The organism is Mucilaginibacter sp. PPCGB 2223, assembly GCF_001705515.1.
Classification (GTDB): domain Bacteria; phylum Bacteroidota; class Bacteroidia; order Sphingobacteriales; family Sphingobacteriaceae; genus Mucilaginibacter.
Genome location: NZ_MDJS01000001.1, coordinates 1,831,647 through 1,848,265 on the forward strand (window position 1 = coordinate 1,831,647; position 16,619 = coordinate 1,848,265).

Below are 16,619 nucleotides of genomic sequence, written 5' to 3' on the forward strand. Positions count from 1 at the left end.
CGTAAAACCTATCCTATGGCCTCATCAACATACTCGGTTTTTTACCATTCTCCTGACGGCTTCTTCGTTTGTCGTACCGATTTCCCTAATTTGGAAAAGGCGGAAGGTTTCTTGCAAACTAAGGCTTTTATCTTCGATGGCGCTAAATTCCACTTCATCTTAAAAGATGGTAAAACCTTGGTGAAGGGCGATCCAAGGGAGCGATCAGAAAAATTTTATGCGGAGTCTATGCGATATGCGGTTGAAATTCCTGAATCGGAAATCAACAGATCGTAAATAATCTACCGCCCCCTGTTTTCACCAAATTCATTGAGCAATAAGAAAACAGGGGGCGTTCCTCGGGCGGGCGATAGCCCGCCGCCGGGCATTTTGAAAATAAGGGGAATTGCTCCCCCTTAATAACAATCAATTATAAATCAGGGCTTCGCTACCTTGAACCGCAAAGTCACGACAAAGATTAAAGGCGGTTTGTGCACGTTGTTTGGCTGTTCCATCCATAATAGATTTAAACTTAGCCTCGTCGCTTTTAAAACTGCGCACATTTTGAAAATAACCTGTTACGCTGTTGTAAGCACCAAACACCGTTCCGGCTGTAGTTTCCATTTGCTGGGTTTGGCTACCTAATGCGTATTCATACACGTTATCTACGATATTGGTATAGTGAGTAGATAGCAAATCTAATTTGCCTTCAGCTAAATTTTTTAAAACCTCTTTGTTGGGTGCCATTGCAATCTGTATTAGTTTTTTAACTTCGGCATCGGTAATACGCACTTTAGCCCACTGGTTAAATAAACCTTCCATCTCACCGCCTAAAGATTTGCTGATACCCATAAGCGTGTGCGCTTGTTTGAGGCGCTCGGTTGCGGAGGCGGTATGACGTATTTTAATCGCCCCTGAATGGTTGTTCATAGCAGCGTTAAGTGTGTTGTTGCAAACTATCCTTATAGGGGTAAAAGCTGCGGTAATGCTTCCTAAACCATCGTGTGTAGTAGTTAGAAACAAATATTGCTCTATCCAGTCCTTAACGCCTACCCGTATATAATCGGGTAACTTTGCAGTTATAAAAACCCGCTCACCGTTACCCAATGCCCCTGCAGTTTCATATAAAATACCATCTCCACCGCCTACGATTGCGTCAAAGAATGAAAACGCATCACGGTTTTGTACTACTTCATAATCATTGCCGACTACCCCTAATACCTGCTCGGTATCCGCTCGAACGGTAGCAAAGAAATTAGGAACTTCTATTTCAGGTATCATAATATCGTCGCTTCCTTCGCCTAAATGGTTGGCAGTATCGTAAGTAAACAAGGGACGTTTTTCAACGATGTAATCTAAACCGGCGTGCTGTATTGCTTCGCTACTGGTTGGATAGCGATCTATGATTTGCCCTAACCCGTGCCAGGCCTTTTCTTTCACGCTCATAAAGCTGTTTTTGCCTGTTTTCTGATTGAAATTTATTTGATGTGCCATAAGTTTAACTTTTTGTATTTAGCTCAATAATTTTTGTTTGTAATACTTCCACGTTCGGGGTGCTGCTTACTTGTAAAACCGTTTTGGTTTGCAGTTCCTGTATTGCATCGTGTATATTGCTATACTTGGTTTTAATACTGACTTTTACCAGTAAAAAGATCTTATCTTCCATTGCCTTAAAATTGATAGGTGTTCACAAAATCGCTGAATTCTAACTGGAAACGTGCAGGGTCTTCCTTCACCAAAGCTTCCGCATACCCTTCCCAAAATATTTGATTGGTTAACTCTATAAATTGCTCGTACATAGGAAATACTTTTATTTGTGAAACCATAAAAAATGCTCACCATCCCGTTAGCTTTCGGGATGGGAGCATATTTTGTTTAAGCATTTGGGAAAATGATGTTTGCTTCAATGTCGGCCAGTTTTTCGTGGCAGGCATCAAATATGAATTGTGAAACCATGCGGATAAGGTTCGGGGTGTTGGTTACAAATTGACGGCGTTTGTCATCTTCAATAATCAACTTGCAGCCCTGATAAGGATTGCTTTCGAGTTCGTCATTTTCTTCAACTAACTTAACCTCAAATTCTTCTAACGTTTTAATACGGGCAATTAAGGCCAAACGCTGAATGCTCAAACGGTGCAATCCCTCCACCGATTTTAAAGTTTGCTCTAAATTCAACGCGAATTTTTTAGGCTCGGCTTTTACCTCTTCCACTTTTACGGGTTCGGCTTTAGCTTCCTCCGCATTTGACGGCTCGGCTTTCGGAGCTTCGTTTAATTCTTGTCCTGCTGTAGATGGTGCAATGTTAGCGGGTTGGTTATCCACTGTAGCGGGGCTATCGGTCTTGACATCGGCGGTTTTGGCTGCCTCAACTTCCGGAGTTTTGGCAGGTGTTTGATCTTTAGCGGTTTCATCTTCTTTGGCCTCCTTTCCTGTCAGGCTTGGGCGGTTTTCAATTCGGTTAGCTGTTTGGTTGTTTTTTGCTGCTGTACCTTGTACACCGTTTGCATTTTTTTCTGCTGTTTTCATTTTTTAAATGATTTAAAAGGGTTTAAAATTTGTTTTTTCATTTCCCTCTTTTCCCGAATACTTTCCCTGAAAAGCTATTTTTCAAAAGAAAAAACGGAAAAAAAGAAAGCTCAAAAAGCCGGTCGCAGAACTTTCGCGGGAGAACTATAAGTCCCGAAGGGTGGCCGCAGCGCAGCGAAGGACATTATGCGTTCGCACGCGGAAGTTGACCGAGCTTGAGTTTCTTTTAGGCCGTTTCTTGAAAAATAGCACCTTGAAAGCATCTGATTTATTGGCAGTGAATTAAGTGCAGAGTGAAGGCAAACGCAGCTTTTCCCAGCATAGCGGGTAAACAAGTGACGTCCTGAAAGATGCTCTTGATTGGAGTTAGAAGTAGTGTTGGTTTTAGCGATTGCTTTTGCAGCAAAGCAAAAATGCATTAGCGGACTATGAAGCTATGGATATTTAGTCCGTCGCCTGTCAAGGATTGCAACGGCATCCTTTTTGTAAAAAAGATATAGTGGAAAGCCTGGCCGCAGGGACAGCAAAAAAACCAATTACGGTTATTAAAAAACTTTTGGAAATTTTTGTATTAGGTAATTTACAGGCTATTGAAAACACTTTGGGCTTTTTGAACGGTTATGGCGAGATCTATACCCTGACCAAGAACTCCGCTAAATAAATCGCCGGTTTCCTTTAAACGGTCGATTGCGTTATGAATCGTAAAATCACGCATTGTTAACCCTGGCCTAACCTCGTCCCAGGTTACCGGCATGGAAACTGTCGCTCCAGGTTTAGGCCGTAGAGAGTAAACACCAGCAATCGTCGCACCTGGGCGGTTTTGCAAAAAGTCCAGATACATTTTTCCTTTTCGATTGGAGATCATTCGTTCAAGGGTAGTGAATTCGGGAATTTGTTTTTGCACCAGTTTGACAATGATATTCGCAAAAAGCTGCTTTGGTCATATGTGTATTGTGCACCGAGGGGGATATAGATATGCATTCCAGTTGAACCGGATGTTTTTGGATAACTTGGTACGCCGATAGCATCCAAAACATTTTTAACCTCTAAAGCTGCCTGTATAACCTGGTCAAAATGCTGTTTGTCGGGATCAAGGTCGATTACACAATAGTCAGGATTGTCTGGCGACTGAACCCGGCTAAACCACGGGTTCATTTCGATACAACCTAAAGATGCCATCCAAAGCAGGGTTGCTTCATTATTGCCCAATAGGTAATCTTTATCAACGCCTTCACCATTTCTATGAGGCATAGTTTCAGCCCATTTGGGCGCTTTATCTTTAACATTCTTCTGATAAAAACTTTCACCATGGATGCCGCCCGGGAAGCGATTAAGGGACATTGGCCTATCCTTTAAATAAGGAACCATAAATGGTGCGACCTGATGGTAATAATTGAACATATCCCTTTTGGTCACCTTGTCCTCCGGCCAGTAAAGTTTATTCAGGTGCGTTAATTTAATCAGATGTCCGTCAACTTTTACTTCTTCCGTTTCTTTTGCAGATGTGATCAATAGGTAAGCCGGGCTTTTTTTACCTTTAGGTTTGACTATCTTCTTGCTTGGACTTAGAGGTTTCGTTTGGGCTACATTTACAACCGGATTGGAATCACCAGTATTGACAATTTCCTCGGTATCGGCTTCGATCTCCATCACAACATCTTTCGGTAACTTATCAGTGCGCACACCTTTAAAAGAGGCTTGTCTAACCTTTCCATCGCTGGTGATTTCGGCAAACTCTACCTCGCAGACCAGTTCAGGTTTTAACCAGGTTGCTTTAGCGCCTAATCTTCTCGGCCTGAATTGTGAGGTTTCATCTACGTCAGGCTCAATATCAAATGGGCTATGATCAGTAATTAGCGGCTTAAAAAGCGCCATCATTTCCTTTTGTTTAGTATCGTTAAAGCCCGTCCCGACCTTTCCGATATAGCGAAGCACCCCCTTTTGGTCATAAACACCAATGGCCAACGCACTGAAATTCTTGCCTGTTCCTTCATTCCTGGTAAAACCCGCTATAACAACTTCTTGCCTGCGCTTGGCTTTAATCTTTACCCATTCGCCGGAACGTTCATCCGCAGTGTATAAACTGTCTGCCCGCTTGGCAATAATGCCTTCAAGCCCCATTTTCTTGACGGCTTCGAAAAAGCTGATCCCGTCAACCTCAAATGTTTGGCTCGGACGGATCATTTCATTATCCTTGGGTAAAACCGCATCCAAAATTTCCCGCCTTGTGGTTAATGGCAACCCTGCCAAGTCTCGTCCATTATACCATAGAATGTCAAAAACGTAATAAGCGAGGTGAGCGTCTTTTTTATTACGCCAATTTTGCAATGCCCCAAAATCAGCAGTCCCATTTTCGTGAAGCGCTACTATTTCACCATCCAGGACAACATTCAAATTCCATGATTCGAGTATTTTATTGATAGGCTCGAATTGACTAAACACCAGGTTACTTCTGGAAGTTAATGTGGCTTTGCCATCGTTAACCACGGCAACAGCGCGGTAGCCGTCCCACTTAATTTCATAGATCCAGCCTGGCTGATCAAAGGGTGCATCCACCAATGTTGCCTTCATCGGCCTAACAGCAGTTGGCATTTGGGTCTGAGGTGTATTTTTCAGTAATTCGACGAGGCCTACTGGCTCTGAAATTGTTTTTACAGCTTGCGATTTAGCTGTTTCAGCATTCGTCTTAATGGTCTTTGTCTTTTTTGTTTTGAGCTTTTTAGTGTTTTCATCAGCCAGTTCAATCCAAACTGGCGCATGATCGCTGGCACCCTTCCAGCCACGAACATTCATTGCTACACCACCAGCTACAAGCTTGCCTGCCATCGTTTTATTTAATAAGAAGTGGTCAAGTCTTAAGCCTGCATTTCTGCCGTAAGCATCCCTCAGGTAATCCCAAAATGTGTATATCCGTTCGTCAGGGTATAACGTCCTTATCGCATCTGTCCAGCCTTGGTCTACCAGATCTTTATAAGCTTGGCGGCTCTCCGGCCTAAAGAGTGCATTGTCCAGATATTTTTCAGGCTTGTAGGTATCCAGTTCTGTTGGCATGACATTGTAATCGCCAATCAGGAGAACAGGCAAATCGCGATCCACTAAATCTTTTGCATGTGCACTTAAACGTTCGAACCAGCGCAACTTGTAGTCAAATTTTGGTCCTGGGTAGGGATTGCCGTTCGGCAGATATATGCAGCCGATCACCATCCCGTTTACAAATGCTTCAATATAGCGGCTGTGTGTAAATTCTTCATCACCGCCTGGCAAATCGTTGCGTAATTCCTTTATCTCTGATTTGGATAATATGGCAACACCGTTCCAGCTTTTTTGACCATGCCAGATCGCGTGGTATCCGGCATCATTAATAGCGCTTTCAGGGAACTTATGATTTTCCGATTTCAATTCCTGCAAGCATACAATATCAGGCTGCGCTTCTTTTAACCAGCGCAGCAGTATTTCTAAACGACCATTAATGCCGTTGATATTGTAAGTTGCAATCTTCATATTATAGGTAGACAAAAAAGCCCCTTATCGGGGCTTCTATTTGGCTATTTATCACGTTTCAGCAATTATTTCTTTCCTGTCAGTTTGCTTTCAACCGCTTTTCGCTGATTTGATCCGGCAGATTTTTTTGCGGCTTCTACTGTCTTAGCAGTAGTTCCTTCTTTCTTTGCTTCGTAAGCTAATTCATGTGGCTGCTCCGATACGGAGTTTCTTTCCACTTTTGTACCTCTTGTTGCCATAATTCAATTATTAGTAGATGATTACTTTCAACAACAATAATATTAAACTGTTTGGTTTTTGATTCGGTTCTGCCGCAAGCGGTTTATGCTTAAGAAGATTTCTTATATTCAATTTTTTAAGCAATTAATATGAACAACTCAAGGGGCTTACTATATCCTGCACTGCATAAATTTTATAGCGCCTTAAGTAGTTTGGAGAAATTCGAAAAAGGGACAAATTTTTTCGATAATATCAGGTACTTGGATAATTTTTTTTCGGAATACAGGAATATTACGTTTGTCTTACAACATTCTTTGGCGCATACCGGCTTTTTGGCAACCTATGAAAAACTGCGTGATGAGTATCTTATTAATCAGGTAGGTAAATGGTTTAAAGACAAGCGTAATGAAGTATTAAAACAACAGCCGTTTGACCTGGAAAAGCGCATTGTTATCACTATTTATTCTGGTGAGACAACGTTGTCGTTCCCGGAATTGATTTTTACGATTGATAACGATGTAGAAATTTCGACCATTGTCGAATCTTTGCGAGTAACCTTGTTGAGCCTACGCCAGCTTGAAGTTATGTTTTCAGCCGAATACTTCTTTTATGAACAAGGCCACACCGAAGACCTTTATGACAACTTTATTTTCGGCATTAATCAAATGCGGCTACTTATGGCTGCCTTAAAACTATCCATAAATGAGGATTGTAAACTATCCGATGAGTTAGAGAACAAAATCGAGTTGATGAATTTCTACCGGGTGCCAAAAGATTTCCTTTTAGTAGATGACTATGTTTTTTTTGCTAAAAAAGATCGTTTTGAAAAAGGGTCACGAGTTACCATGTGGGGTGGTCACGGCCAAAGCAAAAGCCCTATCGAAAATCTGAACAAAGCTTATCCCAACGGCGACTTGTTTAGCAAATTTGAATTAATGCATTTGGTTTTCTTCCAAATGCAAAAGACATTGTTGCCTACGTGCCTGGTTGTGTATGCCGACGATACTTTTGAATTGATAACATTTGGTTTCTCGATTAAAACTACAGTTTACCGCAAATTCAACGAGATCGCCAAACGAATTGAAGCGGATGTTATTACCCAGGTGCTTTTCGTGACAGAGATGTATGTTTACGATCCAAAGCATCTTGACAAGGAAAGTCGTCAAAGAATTAAGCACACCCAAAAAGAAATTTTGGCTTTTTATATGGTTGACAAGGAATTAGCTATGAAGACTCGCTCCTATGATACAAAGCAGGTAGACGATTTTAAATATATTGCATCGGTAATGTCTGCCAAACCCGACAAGCCTCAGTTACCTTACTTTATGAATTCCGTAATACACGAATTTTCACGGTTGAAATCAGAGTCTGAAAAAAAGTAAATTTTAAGAAACCGTCAATCAATGGAATTTTTATAATCATTCATTTGAAAGGACTTTAGATGGAAATTTATTGTTCTCATTTCTTCTTCCGTAAAATCAGAACTCATTAACTGATCAAAGGTTCCTGCTTTCTTACTTTTGACATAACCCTTAAAAAATCCGTCAATGGAAACCATATAGCAAGGCCCTACTTCGCCTGGCATCTTTTTGATGTCAAACTGCAATTCTACCTGCTTGTGTGAAATCTCGCATGTAATTTTAAATCTTTCCATAAATCAGTCAATAACAGGATTAATGTGAATAGGGAGTTTAGCGAACTTTAGTACTTCAATACTGGCAAAGCCATATTCTTCTACAACTTTTCCATAGATTAAGTAACAGCCTGCGCCAGTAAACGGGTATTCTTTTGTTGTATTTGGGAAATGTACAGTATCGAAGAAATTACCTTCTACATCAAGGAATGACCCGAACCACATTAATTTCCCGGTTTTAGTTTGGACAGTTTTTTCACAAACGTACCAGCCTACCATTTTTACCATTTGTCCCAAATGATTTATGAGATCGTTAGCATAAATCTCACCGCGATAATCCGTTTGAAGCAACTCGAAGCTGGTCATTGTCACCGGAAAACCTAAAAGTTCTAATTCATGATAAGTATCTTCTAAAGCCGTGTTTACTAAAATCGGCAGGCTGTAATTTTTTGCTTCTATTGCGAATAGCTCAACATCGTTCGCCGCTTTTACTTTTGCACCCATCAACAAATGAACTTCCCACAGCAATGCTTTTTTGCTTTTGCCTGTGAATCGTAAAGCGCCGACACGTATCAAGATAATTGCCTGCTCTAATCCGATACCAGTGCGCTTAATTAAATCTTCCAAACTTTGGTATACGCCATTTTCCCGCCTTTCTTCTGGAATCAGATTGATATAAGTTTCATTTAATCCATGTACTCCAACAAAACCTAAATAAACATCTATTCCGTTAATGTTAACGATACTGTCACTATTGTTTACGCATGGCAGATGTATGATTGCTCCGGCTTTTTTCAGTTCATGCAAGTACAGATACCGGGCGTAAAAACCACCATAGTTATTGAGCACGGCAACCATAAATTCCCTGGGGTAATAAGTTTTTAAAAACAAACTTTGGTAGCTTTCTACCGCAAAACTGGCCGAGTGTGCCTTGCTGAAGCTGTAGCCAGCAAAGGAAGATACCTGCCTCCAAACTTCGGCTACTACATCATCAGGTCGGCCCAGTTTTTTTGCTTCTTCAAAAAAACGTTCGACGAGACGCTCGAACTCTTTTTTTGAACGATATTTTCCGCTCATTCCGCGTCTTAGAATATCTGCATCTGTACCATCCATACCGGCGAAGTGGATACATATTTTGATTACGTCTTCCTGATATACCATGACGCCGTACGTTTCTTCCAGTTGTTCATTCATTACCGGATGGAGGTAATTAACTGTTTCAGGCGCGTGATGGTATTTGATGTAAGTGCCCATCATACCGGAACTGGCTACGCCGGGACGAATGATGGAGCTGGCGGCAACCAAGGTGAGGTAGTTATCACAATTTAATTTCCGGATCAACTGGCGCATAGCCGGAGATTCGATATAGAAGCAGCCGATAGTATCACCTGTTTTAAGTTGTGCATTGACCTTGGGGTCTTTCATAAACACCTTAACCTGGTGTATATCAATTTTGCGCTGCTGGTTTTGTTCAATCAGCTTTACGGCCATTTTAATATGACCAATTCCACGCTGACTAAGTATATCATATTTGTCAAAGCCAATTTTTTCTGCTTCATACATATCCCATTGAACGGTTGGCATGCCTTTTGGCGGCATATCCAATGCTGTATAATAGGTAATAGGTTCTTCCGTAATTAACACCCCGCCTGCGTGAATCGAACGTTGGTTCGGCATGTTTGACATGCGCTCATAGATGGCCGTTATTTTTTTAAATGTGGGATTATTTCTGTTGTCAGCAGCCTTCCTTGGATCAGTAAAACTATCTATTTCCGCTTTCGGCAAACCCATTACCTTGCCGATTTCCCGTATGATGCTTCGGTCTTTAAAAGTTGACATGGTACCGAGCAGCGCCGTATGATGACTACCGTAACGTTTGAAGATATAGTCCTGTACATCTTCCCGTTCATCCCAAGAGTAATCTATATCGAAATCCGGCGGCGATGTGCGCTGGGCATTTAAAAAACGTTCAAAATATAAGTTCAATTCAATTGGGTCAACATCTGTTATCTTCAAACAATAGGCAACAATACTGTTTGCTCCTGAGCCCCGTCCAACATGATAATAACCTTGCGAGGACGAGTAGCGGATAATGTCCCACGTGATTAAGAAGTATGCGCAAAAGTCCAGTTCATAAATTACTTTGAGTTCATGTTTGACCTTTTTGAGGGCTTCCTTATTGCTTTTGCCATAACGATATTCCAAACCGCTCATAGCGAGTTTTTCCAGCAATTCTTTGTCGTTCTTTTTATTCCCCGTAAATGTTCGGCGGTTAAGATTTACCCGGCCTTTCGGATAATCCATGATGCAGCTATTCATCAGGTTACGTGTATTATCCAGTATGAAAGCATATCGTGAATATTTTGCTTCCATTTGACCTGGTGGTAAAAACATATCGGTCGGTTTGCATTTATCCTCCGCTTTTACCATGGTTAGTACCATATTCAGATCAATGCTTCGCAAGTATTCGTGCAGACGGTATTCGATTTTATCTAACACAAATACTGGTTGCAAAGCCACCAGTTTATCTTTTAGCAAACTCAGATCTTTGCCATAAAGCTTATTCAATTCGTCAAAGCGAATACCCAGGTATTCATTGTGTTTAAGGTCTTCATTATAGCAATATGGATATACCACAAACGCATTCTTAAAGGCTGGTGCATTGTCTGGCAGCGGTTTCTTTCCCAGGTTGTGTTCGCTTAAAAACTCGTTGAGTTCGCGCATGCCCTCCTTGTTCTGGGCGATGCCAATAAATAGCAGATGTTTATCCCGGCGAAACTCCATACCGGCAATAGGCTTTACCCCATGTTCATCACATGCGCGCATAAATTCCATGATACCCGTGGAATTATTGATATCAGTCAGAACCATTTGAGTAATTCCCCGCGCTGCTGCTTCTTCAACTAAATTAGGAATGGACATTGTGCCATAGCGAAGACTATACTGTGAGTGAACGTTCAAATACATCGCCTACAAGTTTAAATCTATGCCAGACGCTAATTTTATTGAACCAGGACCGAAGCGTCGGCGTATTTTATCCATCGCCTGGCAAAGGCTATACTGTTCCTCCGATTCCGTATAAAGGTTGATTTGCTCAAATCCGTTAACCAAATTAGAGAATCGGACTCCGACTAACCGGATCAACAGGCGCTTTTGATAGAGTTGCCTGAACAGCTCTTTTGTTTTAGAAATCAGGATGGCATCAAGTGCCGTAAAAGGAATCTTTGCTTGTTTAGTGACCGTCTCAAATGTTGAATACCGCACTGTTACAGTGATACAAGCCGTCTGTTTTTTACTTTGCCTTAATTCAAAAGCAAGATCCATTACCATTGACGTAAGCAAGTGATTGATGGTTTCAACATCTATACTGTCCTGGTTGAATGTTGATTGTGTCCCTATTGATTTTGCTTCGTGATACGGAATAACAGGTGAATCATCAATCCCTTTGGCTTTCTGCAATAGCCAAATCCCGTTCTTGCCTAAAATACTGGTCATGTATTCCGGATGCACCTGCGCCAGTGTATGTATGCGCTTAATGCCCATGTCACTTAATTTGATGAATGTCTTTTCACCCAAACCAGGAATTTTCCTAATGGATAAAGGGTTTAGAAATGGCTGCACCCCAGGCTTTGCCACGCTGAGTTCGCCATTAGGTTTGCACTCGTTGGTAGCCATTTTAGAGACCGTTTTATTGACTGATAAACCAAAAGATATAGGCAATCCCGTTTCCCTGATGACTTTAGCCCTAATCTCCTTCGCGCATTTGAGCGTTCCGTAATGCTTATCCATTCCGCTCATGTCGATATAATGCTCATCTATACTTGCTTTTTCAAGCACCGGAACCATTTCCTGTATGATGTCAGTAATTTCATGGGATGCTTTGGTATATTCATCCATATTGCCACGTATCCAAATTCCATGGGGACAAAGCCGTTTCGCTAATCGCGCTGGCATAGCAGAGTGCACCCCATATTTCCGTGCTTCATAACTGCACGATGCCACTACGCCACGGTCGGACAAACTGCCAATAATGACCGGCCTTCCTGCCAACCGGGGGTCTTTTCTGACCTCGACAGATACAAAAAATGCATCCTGATCCATGTGAATTATTTGGCGGTCGGCGTTCATATTAGTCTGCTGCTATTACATTTAATCAGATAAAATTTTAATATTTCAGTCGGTTTGTTCCCAGCGTTTAGATCACGCCCACAAAACCGGTATGAGAATCTGCACAAAACTAATGCTAAAAATATTAGTATTTTAAATCTTTTTTAGATTAATTTTACAACCAGAAATTTTTGGTTACTAAAGAGCTGATCAACAGTGCTGGTAAGCAGATTTTATAATTGGAAAAAAAAAAACTTATAGTTTTATAAGAAATGAGGGGATTAGAACCACCATTTGAAATTGAATATAAAGGCGCGGTTACTAAAGTGACAGAAGCCGAAATAAAAAACAGACGGATATTTTACATTCAATTTCAGGGCAATGAGAAGGTACTAACAATAACCGTTGGCAAAGGACTTGGAGACGAAAAATTTTGGACGTCTATACCAGAAGGTCGGCAGGAGGAAGCAGAAGAAGTTGGCAAGCTAATTGCCGCATATATCAGAAGTAAAAAAAATTAAGCGTATGTGTTATTATAACGGTCAACGGGTAACCAGAGCAGAGTATATCGAATTAAAAAGTTTGGCAAAGCCGGTGAGAAATTACCCCTTTTTAAATGTTGGTGTACATAATGGATTCAATTATGCGCCATGTGCCATTCTTGTACCATCAGAGAATAACAAAGATTTCGATATTGTTCAAGCTGAATGGGGCTATGTTCCCGGCTTTGTAAAGACCAGAGCCGAAGCAAATATCTTTCGGGCAAAATACACAACGCTCAATTTTAAATCTGAAAACCTTTTCGTTAAAGAAGACGGCAAACGGTCTATGTGGGCGGATGCTGCCAAAAACCGTCGTTGTCTTGTTCTGTCCACAGGAATAGTAGAATCCCGGCACATTCCAAAGATTGGTAAGAAGGGCCAGGAACTTAAAGAAATGATCAAGTATCCCTATCAAGTTACGTTAAAAGACAAAGAGTACTTTTACTTGCCAGGCTTGTATAATGAGTGGCTCGATCCTGAAACTGGACAATTTGTAAACACGGTTGCATTCGGAATTACAGATGCCAATACTGTTATGTCGCAAATACATAATTCCAAAAAAAGGATGCCATCCATCTTAACAGAAGATTTGGCTTGGGAATGGCTAATGGAAAACCCAAGCGAAGAACGTCTTTCACAAATTGCCCGTACACAGATTCCATCAAAATTACTGGAATTCTGCACAGTTGATCGCAACTATCGAACAACACTCGAAGCAACGCCGTTAGAATATCCAGAATTGGCAGCGATAGATACGACTTTTGTCGACACTGAAGAATTACAATTTGATCATTGGCAAGAACTGCAAACGGTTAAAGCTTAATGCAGGAAGTTTTTCAGATCGGCGAAGAGTATTGGCGGCCGTGCGCGGAAATAATGACCATTCCTGATGGCAGGATTTATTACATTCCAATTTTCGAGCATCTGCATGCAGATAAGCAGTTTGATTTCCCCGACGAACATTACCATATAGACGGCAGGTTCGAGATGGAGCCCAGAATGAAGCAACAATTCAATTGCTGGGACGGATATACCGCGGCTGTTATTGTTCCCAACAGTTCTGTTTCATACAGCTTCCTTTCAATTGCTCAGACAAAAGTTAAATGCGAGCGATTAAACACTGGACTTCGCATACCTGATCATCCAATTGAAAAGCAGATTCCCAAAGTCGAAAAATATAACAACTGGTATAATTCTTATGTTGGAAAAAAATGTGAAGGGAGACTTTGCCCTCATTTTGGTACTTTAATGTTAGAGAAAGATGGATTGTTAGTATGCCCAATGCACAACTTAACAGCCGATCCTGAGATGCTTGAAGTTATCAGGCATGATAAATTTAATACAGATTCAATCAGGCTCGTTTAATCTACTTGCTACTTTTAATAAATAATGAAAGCTTGAGTAGTCTACGTTGAACTTTAACCTTGTAAGAAGATAATCGCAACGCATATTTATCATATTTTCTTCATAAAACGCTTCCGGACTCTTAACAATTGTTCCATCTAACATTACACTTTGCACTAAAGTATCAGCCTGTATCTCCGACAAAACCTGCACAAAATCTTCTTTTGTTTCCCAGCCCGAAGTACATAAGCGCAACTCTCTAAAACTTTCGTGCGGAAAAATGTCAACATAAATTTCTCGCATTAGCTTTTCACCAATATCATCTATTAATTTTTCTTCAAAAAGGCTTTCATTATCAAAAATCCCCGCAATACATGCAGCATAACTTATAAATCGTTCCTTACTTCCGATCCAGTGAAGTTGCCAAAAAGAGGGGGAGAAGAAATTCTGCATTTCTGAATTATCACGTTCTTTTACTCTTTCTCTTATTTGCGAAATTGTATTAATTGCTGCAACTGCTTTGGCTTGATTTTCATCCTTAGCAAAGGCCATCAAAGTCGGCACACAAAACAAACCACCGGACTTGCCCAGGACAAAACAAATATTTTTGAAATCATCCTCCGTGTTTGAATGTCTAAGCGCCTCATGCAGAAATAGCTCATCTTTTTGATGGCTTTCGCTGTATCCGCTTAATAGCAGCTTAAGCATTACAAGTTGTTTTTTAAAAAAAGCCATTATAAGTAAACATTGATAGTGCTGATTGCAAAACTAATTTACAAAAAAAGCAGGACTGCTGCCAGACCTGCTTCGTTGTATTAGTTATATACCTGATTAGCTCTTATTTTTTAGGATTTCCAGTTTTTCCTGTTCACTTTTTAATAAACGCTCATATAGTTCTACCACTTTATCCAAAGGATTAAAATTGCAAGTATTATGTGCCCCGATAGGGCCCTGGTTTATACTGTTATCACTAAAATTATTAAAATAATTAAATACGGCTTCTTCGCTAAAGTTTCGCACGGCGTCTGGCGTTACTCCTAAGATTTTTGCTATTCGTTCTAAAGCGTCATCCTCTACATCAGGGCTTTGCTCAATTTTAGAAACGGCTTGTTGACTAATACCTAATTCGGCAGCAAGTGTTTCCTGCTTCATGCCGCGAAGCTCACGCATACGACTGATTTTCTTTCCAAGATGTAAGGTGCTTTCTTCCATGGTCAAAAGTATTAATAATGGTAAATGTACAAAACAACCGATGATTTGTAAAATACAACCTTTCATGGTTCGATACACCATTTATCTCGAAGAACTTTGCCTAAGAAATCCCAGAAGAAGTGATGGGTTGCTAATTGAAATAAAAATGGGTTAAAAGATATTTTCAGATCATGGACATAACGCCTGAGACATTTTTCTACGAAATCCCTTTGGAAAACGACGAGATGATATTAAAGAAATCAGTGTTGTTTAGCCATTACCACCCTCCAGCGGAAGACAAAAGGTATTCAGACAGGGCATCGGTAAGGACTGCAAGTTTTGAAAGGGACATTTATAAATTATTGGTCGATTTGCACAAGGAGAAAAAGCATCATTTATACGTACATATAGAGCGATCTCATTTATTTATTGCTTGTGAGTGCGGAATGCCGGAACATGCACTTTGTAAACATGCCTACTACGGTCTTTTTTACCTTATGCACTATAAGGACATGAGTTTAAAACCTTATTACTGGCCTGAATTACAACAGGAAATTGACGGTGGTTATAAATATATAGATGTTCATGCTTATGACCATCATGTGGACATCACCCCTAAAATTAAATATGGTAACCTTTACAAAATTGGTTTAGGGTTTTCATCTGATGATGTGTTAACATTTGATAATAAGAAAAGTGATACGATACCAGTAGGAAATAAAGAAATTCTTGGTTATGCTATTGTATATACGTCCGCTGGCAGGCGAAGTTCTCACTATACTTTTCTTAGTCCATTCGTAGCTAAGACGAGCAAAGACGGAAAATCAATAGTATCATACTACCGCTATTTGCGCAGAGATAGGCACTTTGTTCACAGTGTGGATATGTCCAATGAGCAGATAATGCTTAATGAAAGATGTTTCGATATGTTTGAAATATCCAAAAGCGCTTTTAAATCAGACAGTAATTTAAAAAACCTAAACTGGAGCGAGGTAATATTTCCTTTATTGTCTCTCTGGCAAAAGGCAATGCCTAAGCTGCTTCAGCAAGAGAATATTGTGGCATGCCATAATTTTTTTGGTTTAAGATACTGGCAGGATAAACCTAAGAAAGCCGACATGCACAAGTGCAAGTTATCACGCGACAAAATTTGCATAAGCTTCCTTCTTAGAGAACGAAAAGAGGACTACACTTTGTTGCCGACAATTAAAGTCAATAATGAACGGTTAACTGACTTTGATAAAATATCACTCTTTGTAATTGATAAAAATAGCTACAGCTTTTATCTCGTCAATTCTGTTCAAGATGAAGTTTTGCTCAACTGGCTGAAATTGTTTGGCTACAAATTAACTATCCTAAAAGATCACATCAATGATTTTAAAGAGCGATTCCTTAATCAGATAAGTGAATGTTACGATGTTCAATTTCAATCATTTGGCTCCAAGCTCAAAAGAGAATATAATCCAACTATAAATATTAGTAGTACAGATAATGATTAAACCGGATAGTAATATTTTTCCATCAATGGAGGTGTACATTGAGGAAAGGACGAGATTGAATATTAATCTGCTGTATAG

The 16,619-nt window shown here is 40.3% G+C and carries 18 protein-coding genes; 6 read left to right on the forward strand and 12 right to left on the reverse strand.

What is annotated here, in order from left to right; translation table 11 throughout:
- Positions 1-15: 15 nt before the first annotated feature.
- Positions 16-276, forward strand: coding sequence for a hypothetical protein (locus BEL04_RS07940; RefSeq protein WP_066002063.1), 261 nt, complete (start codon positions 16-18; stop codon positions 274-276).
- 129 nt (positions 277-405) lie between these two features.
- Here the strand turns inward: BEL04_RS07940 and BEL04_RS07945 are convergent, their stop codons facing one another.
- The 7 genes from BEL04_RS07945 to BEL04_RS23980 all read right to left on the reverse strand — a co-directional run bounded on the left by BEL04_RS07945 (position 406) and on the right by BEL04_RS23980 (position 6,245).
- Positions 406-1,473 carry a DUF932 domain-containing protein gene (locus BEL04_RS07945; protein ID WP_066002064.1) on the reverse strand — a complete coding sequence of 356 codons (1,068 nt, stop codon included), beginning with the start codon at positions 1,471-1,473 and terminating at the stop codon, positions 406-408.
- Positions 1,474-1,477: 4 nt separating this feature from the next.
- Positions 1,478-1,645: a hypothetical protein gene (locus BEL04_RS24205; protein ID WP_175404022.1), complete on the reverse strand. Its 168-nt coding sequence runs from the start codon at positions 1,643-1,645 to the stop codon at positions 1,478-1,480.
- Positions 1,646-1,649: 4 nt separating this feature from the next.
- Positions 1,650-1,778, reverse strand: coding sequence for a hypothetical protein (locus BEL04_RS24685; protein WP_256389324.1), 129 nt, complete (start codon positions 1,776-1,778; stop codon positions 1,650-1,652).
- Positions 1,779-1,854: 76 nt separating this feature from the next.
- The gene (locus BEL04_RS07950; protein ID WP_066002067.1) at positions 1,855-2,505 is read right to left on the reverse strand and encodes a hypothetical protein; all 651 of its coding nucleotides are present in this window, start codon (positions 2,503-2,505) and stop codon (positions 1,855-1,857) included.
- Positions 2,506-3,085: 580 nt separating this feature from the next.
- Complete coding sequence (locus tag BEL04_RS23975; RefSeq protein ID WP_175404023.1) at positions 3,086-3,370, reverse strand: hypothetical protein; 285 nt, start codon at positions 3,368-3,370, stop codon at positions 3,086-3,088.
- Complete coding sequence (gene ligD / locus BEL04_RS24750) at positions 3,367-6,006, reverse strand: DNA ligase D (RefSeq protein WP_083227809.1); 2,640 nt, start codon at positions 6,004-6,006, stop codon at positions 3,367-3,369. The genes BEL04_RS23975 and ligD overlap by 4 nt, the downstream gene beginning before the upstream one ends.
- A gap of 65 nt (positions 6,007-6,071) precedes the next feature.
- Positions 6,072-6,245 (reverse strand): DUF3606 domain-containing protein, encoded by a 174-nt coding sequence (locus BEL04_RS23980; RefSeq protein ID WP_139112952.1) that lies wholly within the window; start codon positions 6,243-6,245, stop codon positions 6,072-6,074.
- A 129-nt stretch (positions 6,246-6,374) separates the two neighbouring features.
- Here BEL04_RS23980 and BEL04_RS07960 point away from each other — a divergent pair, with 129 nt between their 5' ends.
- Positions 6,375-7,607 (forward strand): hypothetical protein, encoded by a 1,233-nt coding sequence (locus tag BEL04_RS07960; RefSeq protein WP_066002069.1) that lies wholly within the window; start codon positions 6,375-6,377, stop codon positions 7,605-7,607.
- 14 nt (positions 7,608-7,621) lie between these two features.
- On the opposite strand, the gene BEL04_RS07965 is transcribed toward BEL04_RS07960, so the two are convergent.
- Genes BEL04_RS07965 through dinB form a run of 3 tightly spaced genes read right to left on the reverse strand, consistent with a single transcriptional unit; the run spans position 7,622 to position 11,986 of the window.
- The gene (locus tag BEL04_RS07965; protein WP_066002070.1) at positions 7,622-7,879 is read right to left on the reverse strand and encodes a hypothetical protein; all 258 of its coding nucleotides are present in this window, start codon (positions 7,877-7,879) and stop codon (positions 7,622-7,624) included.
- A 3-nt stretch (positions 7,880-7,882) separates the two neighbouring features.
- Complete coding sequence (locus BEL04_RS07970; RefSeq protein WP_066002071.1) at positions 7,883-10,825, reverse strand: DNA polymerase III subunit alpha; 2,943 nt, start codon at positions 10,823-10,825, stop codon at positions 7,883-7,885.
- A gap of 3 nt (positions 10,826-10,828) precedes the next feature.
- Positions 10,829-11,986 (reverse strand): DNA polymerase IV, encoded by a 1,158-nt coding sequence (gene dinB / locus BEL04_RS07975; protein WP_066002073.1) that lies wholly within the window; start codon positions 11,984-11,986, stop codon positions 10,829-10,831.
- A gap of 251 nt (positions 11,987-12,237) precedes the next feature.
- On the opposite strand from dinB, the gene BEL04_RS07980 reads away from it, so the two are divergent.
- Genes BEL04_RS07980 through BEL04_RS07990 form a run of 3 tightly spaced genes read left to right on the forward strand, consistent with a single transcriptional unit; the run spans position 12,238 to position 13,872 of the window.
- Positions 12,238-12,486: a hypothetical protein gene (locus BEL04_RS07980; protein ID WP_066002076.1), complete on the forward strand. Its 249-nt coding sequence runs from the start codon at positions 12,238-12,240 to the stop codon at positions 12,484-12,486.
- Between the two features lie 4 nt (positions 12,487-12,490).
- Complete coding sequence (locus BEL04_RS07985) at positions 12,491-13,330, forward strand: SOS response-associated peptidase (RefSeq protein WP_066002077.1); 840 nt, start codon at positions 12,491-12,493, stop codon at positions 13,328-13,330.
- Positions 13,330-13,872 (forward strand): hypothetical protein, encoded by a 543-nt coding sequence (locus tag BEL04_RS07990; RefSeq protein WP_066002078.1) that lies wholly within the window; start codon positions 13,330-13,332, stop codon positions 13,870-13,872. Before BEL04_RS07985 ends, BEL04_RS07990 begins: the two co-directional genes overlap by 1 nt.
- On the opposite strand, the gene BEL04_RS07995 is transcribed toward BEL04_RS07990, so the two are convergent.
- Positions 13,855-14,586, reverse strand: a complete 732-nt coding sequence (locus tag BEL04_RS07995; RefSeq protein ID WP_066002080.1) for a hypothetical protein — start codon at positions 14,584-14,586, stop codon at positions 13,855-13,857. The genes BEL04_RS07990 and BEL04_RS07995 overlap by 18 nt on opposite strands.
- A 96-nt stretch (positions 14,587-14,682) precedes the next feature.
- Positions 14,683-15,063 (reverse strand): helix-turn-helix domain-containing protein, encoded by a 381-nt coding sequence (locus BEL04_RS08000; protein WP_066002082.1) that lies wholly within the window; start codon positions 15,061-15,063, stop codon positions 14,683-14,685.
- 170 nt (positions 15,064-15,233) lie between these two features.
- Here BEL04_RS08000 and BEL04_RS08005 point away from each other — a divergent pair, with 170 nt between their 5' ends.
- Positions 15,234-16,541 (forward strand): hypothetical protein, encoded by a 1,308-nt coding sequence (locus BEL04_RS08005; protein WP_066002084.1) that lies wholly within the window; start codon positions 15,234-15,236, stop codon positions 16,539-16,541.
- The last annotated feature ends 78 nt before the right edge of the window (positions 16,542-16,619 follow it).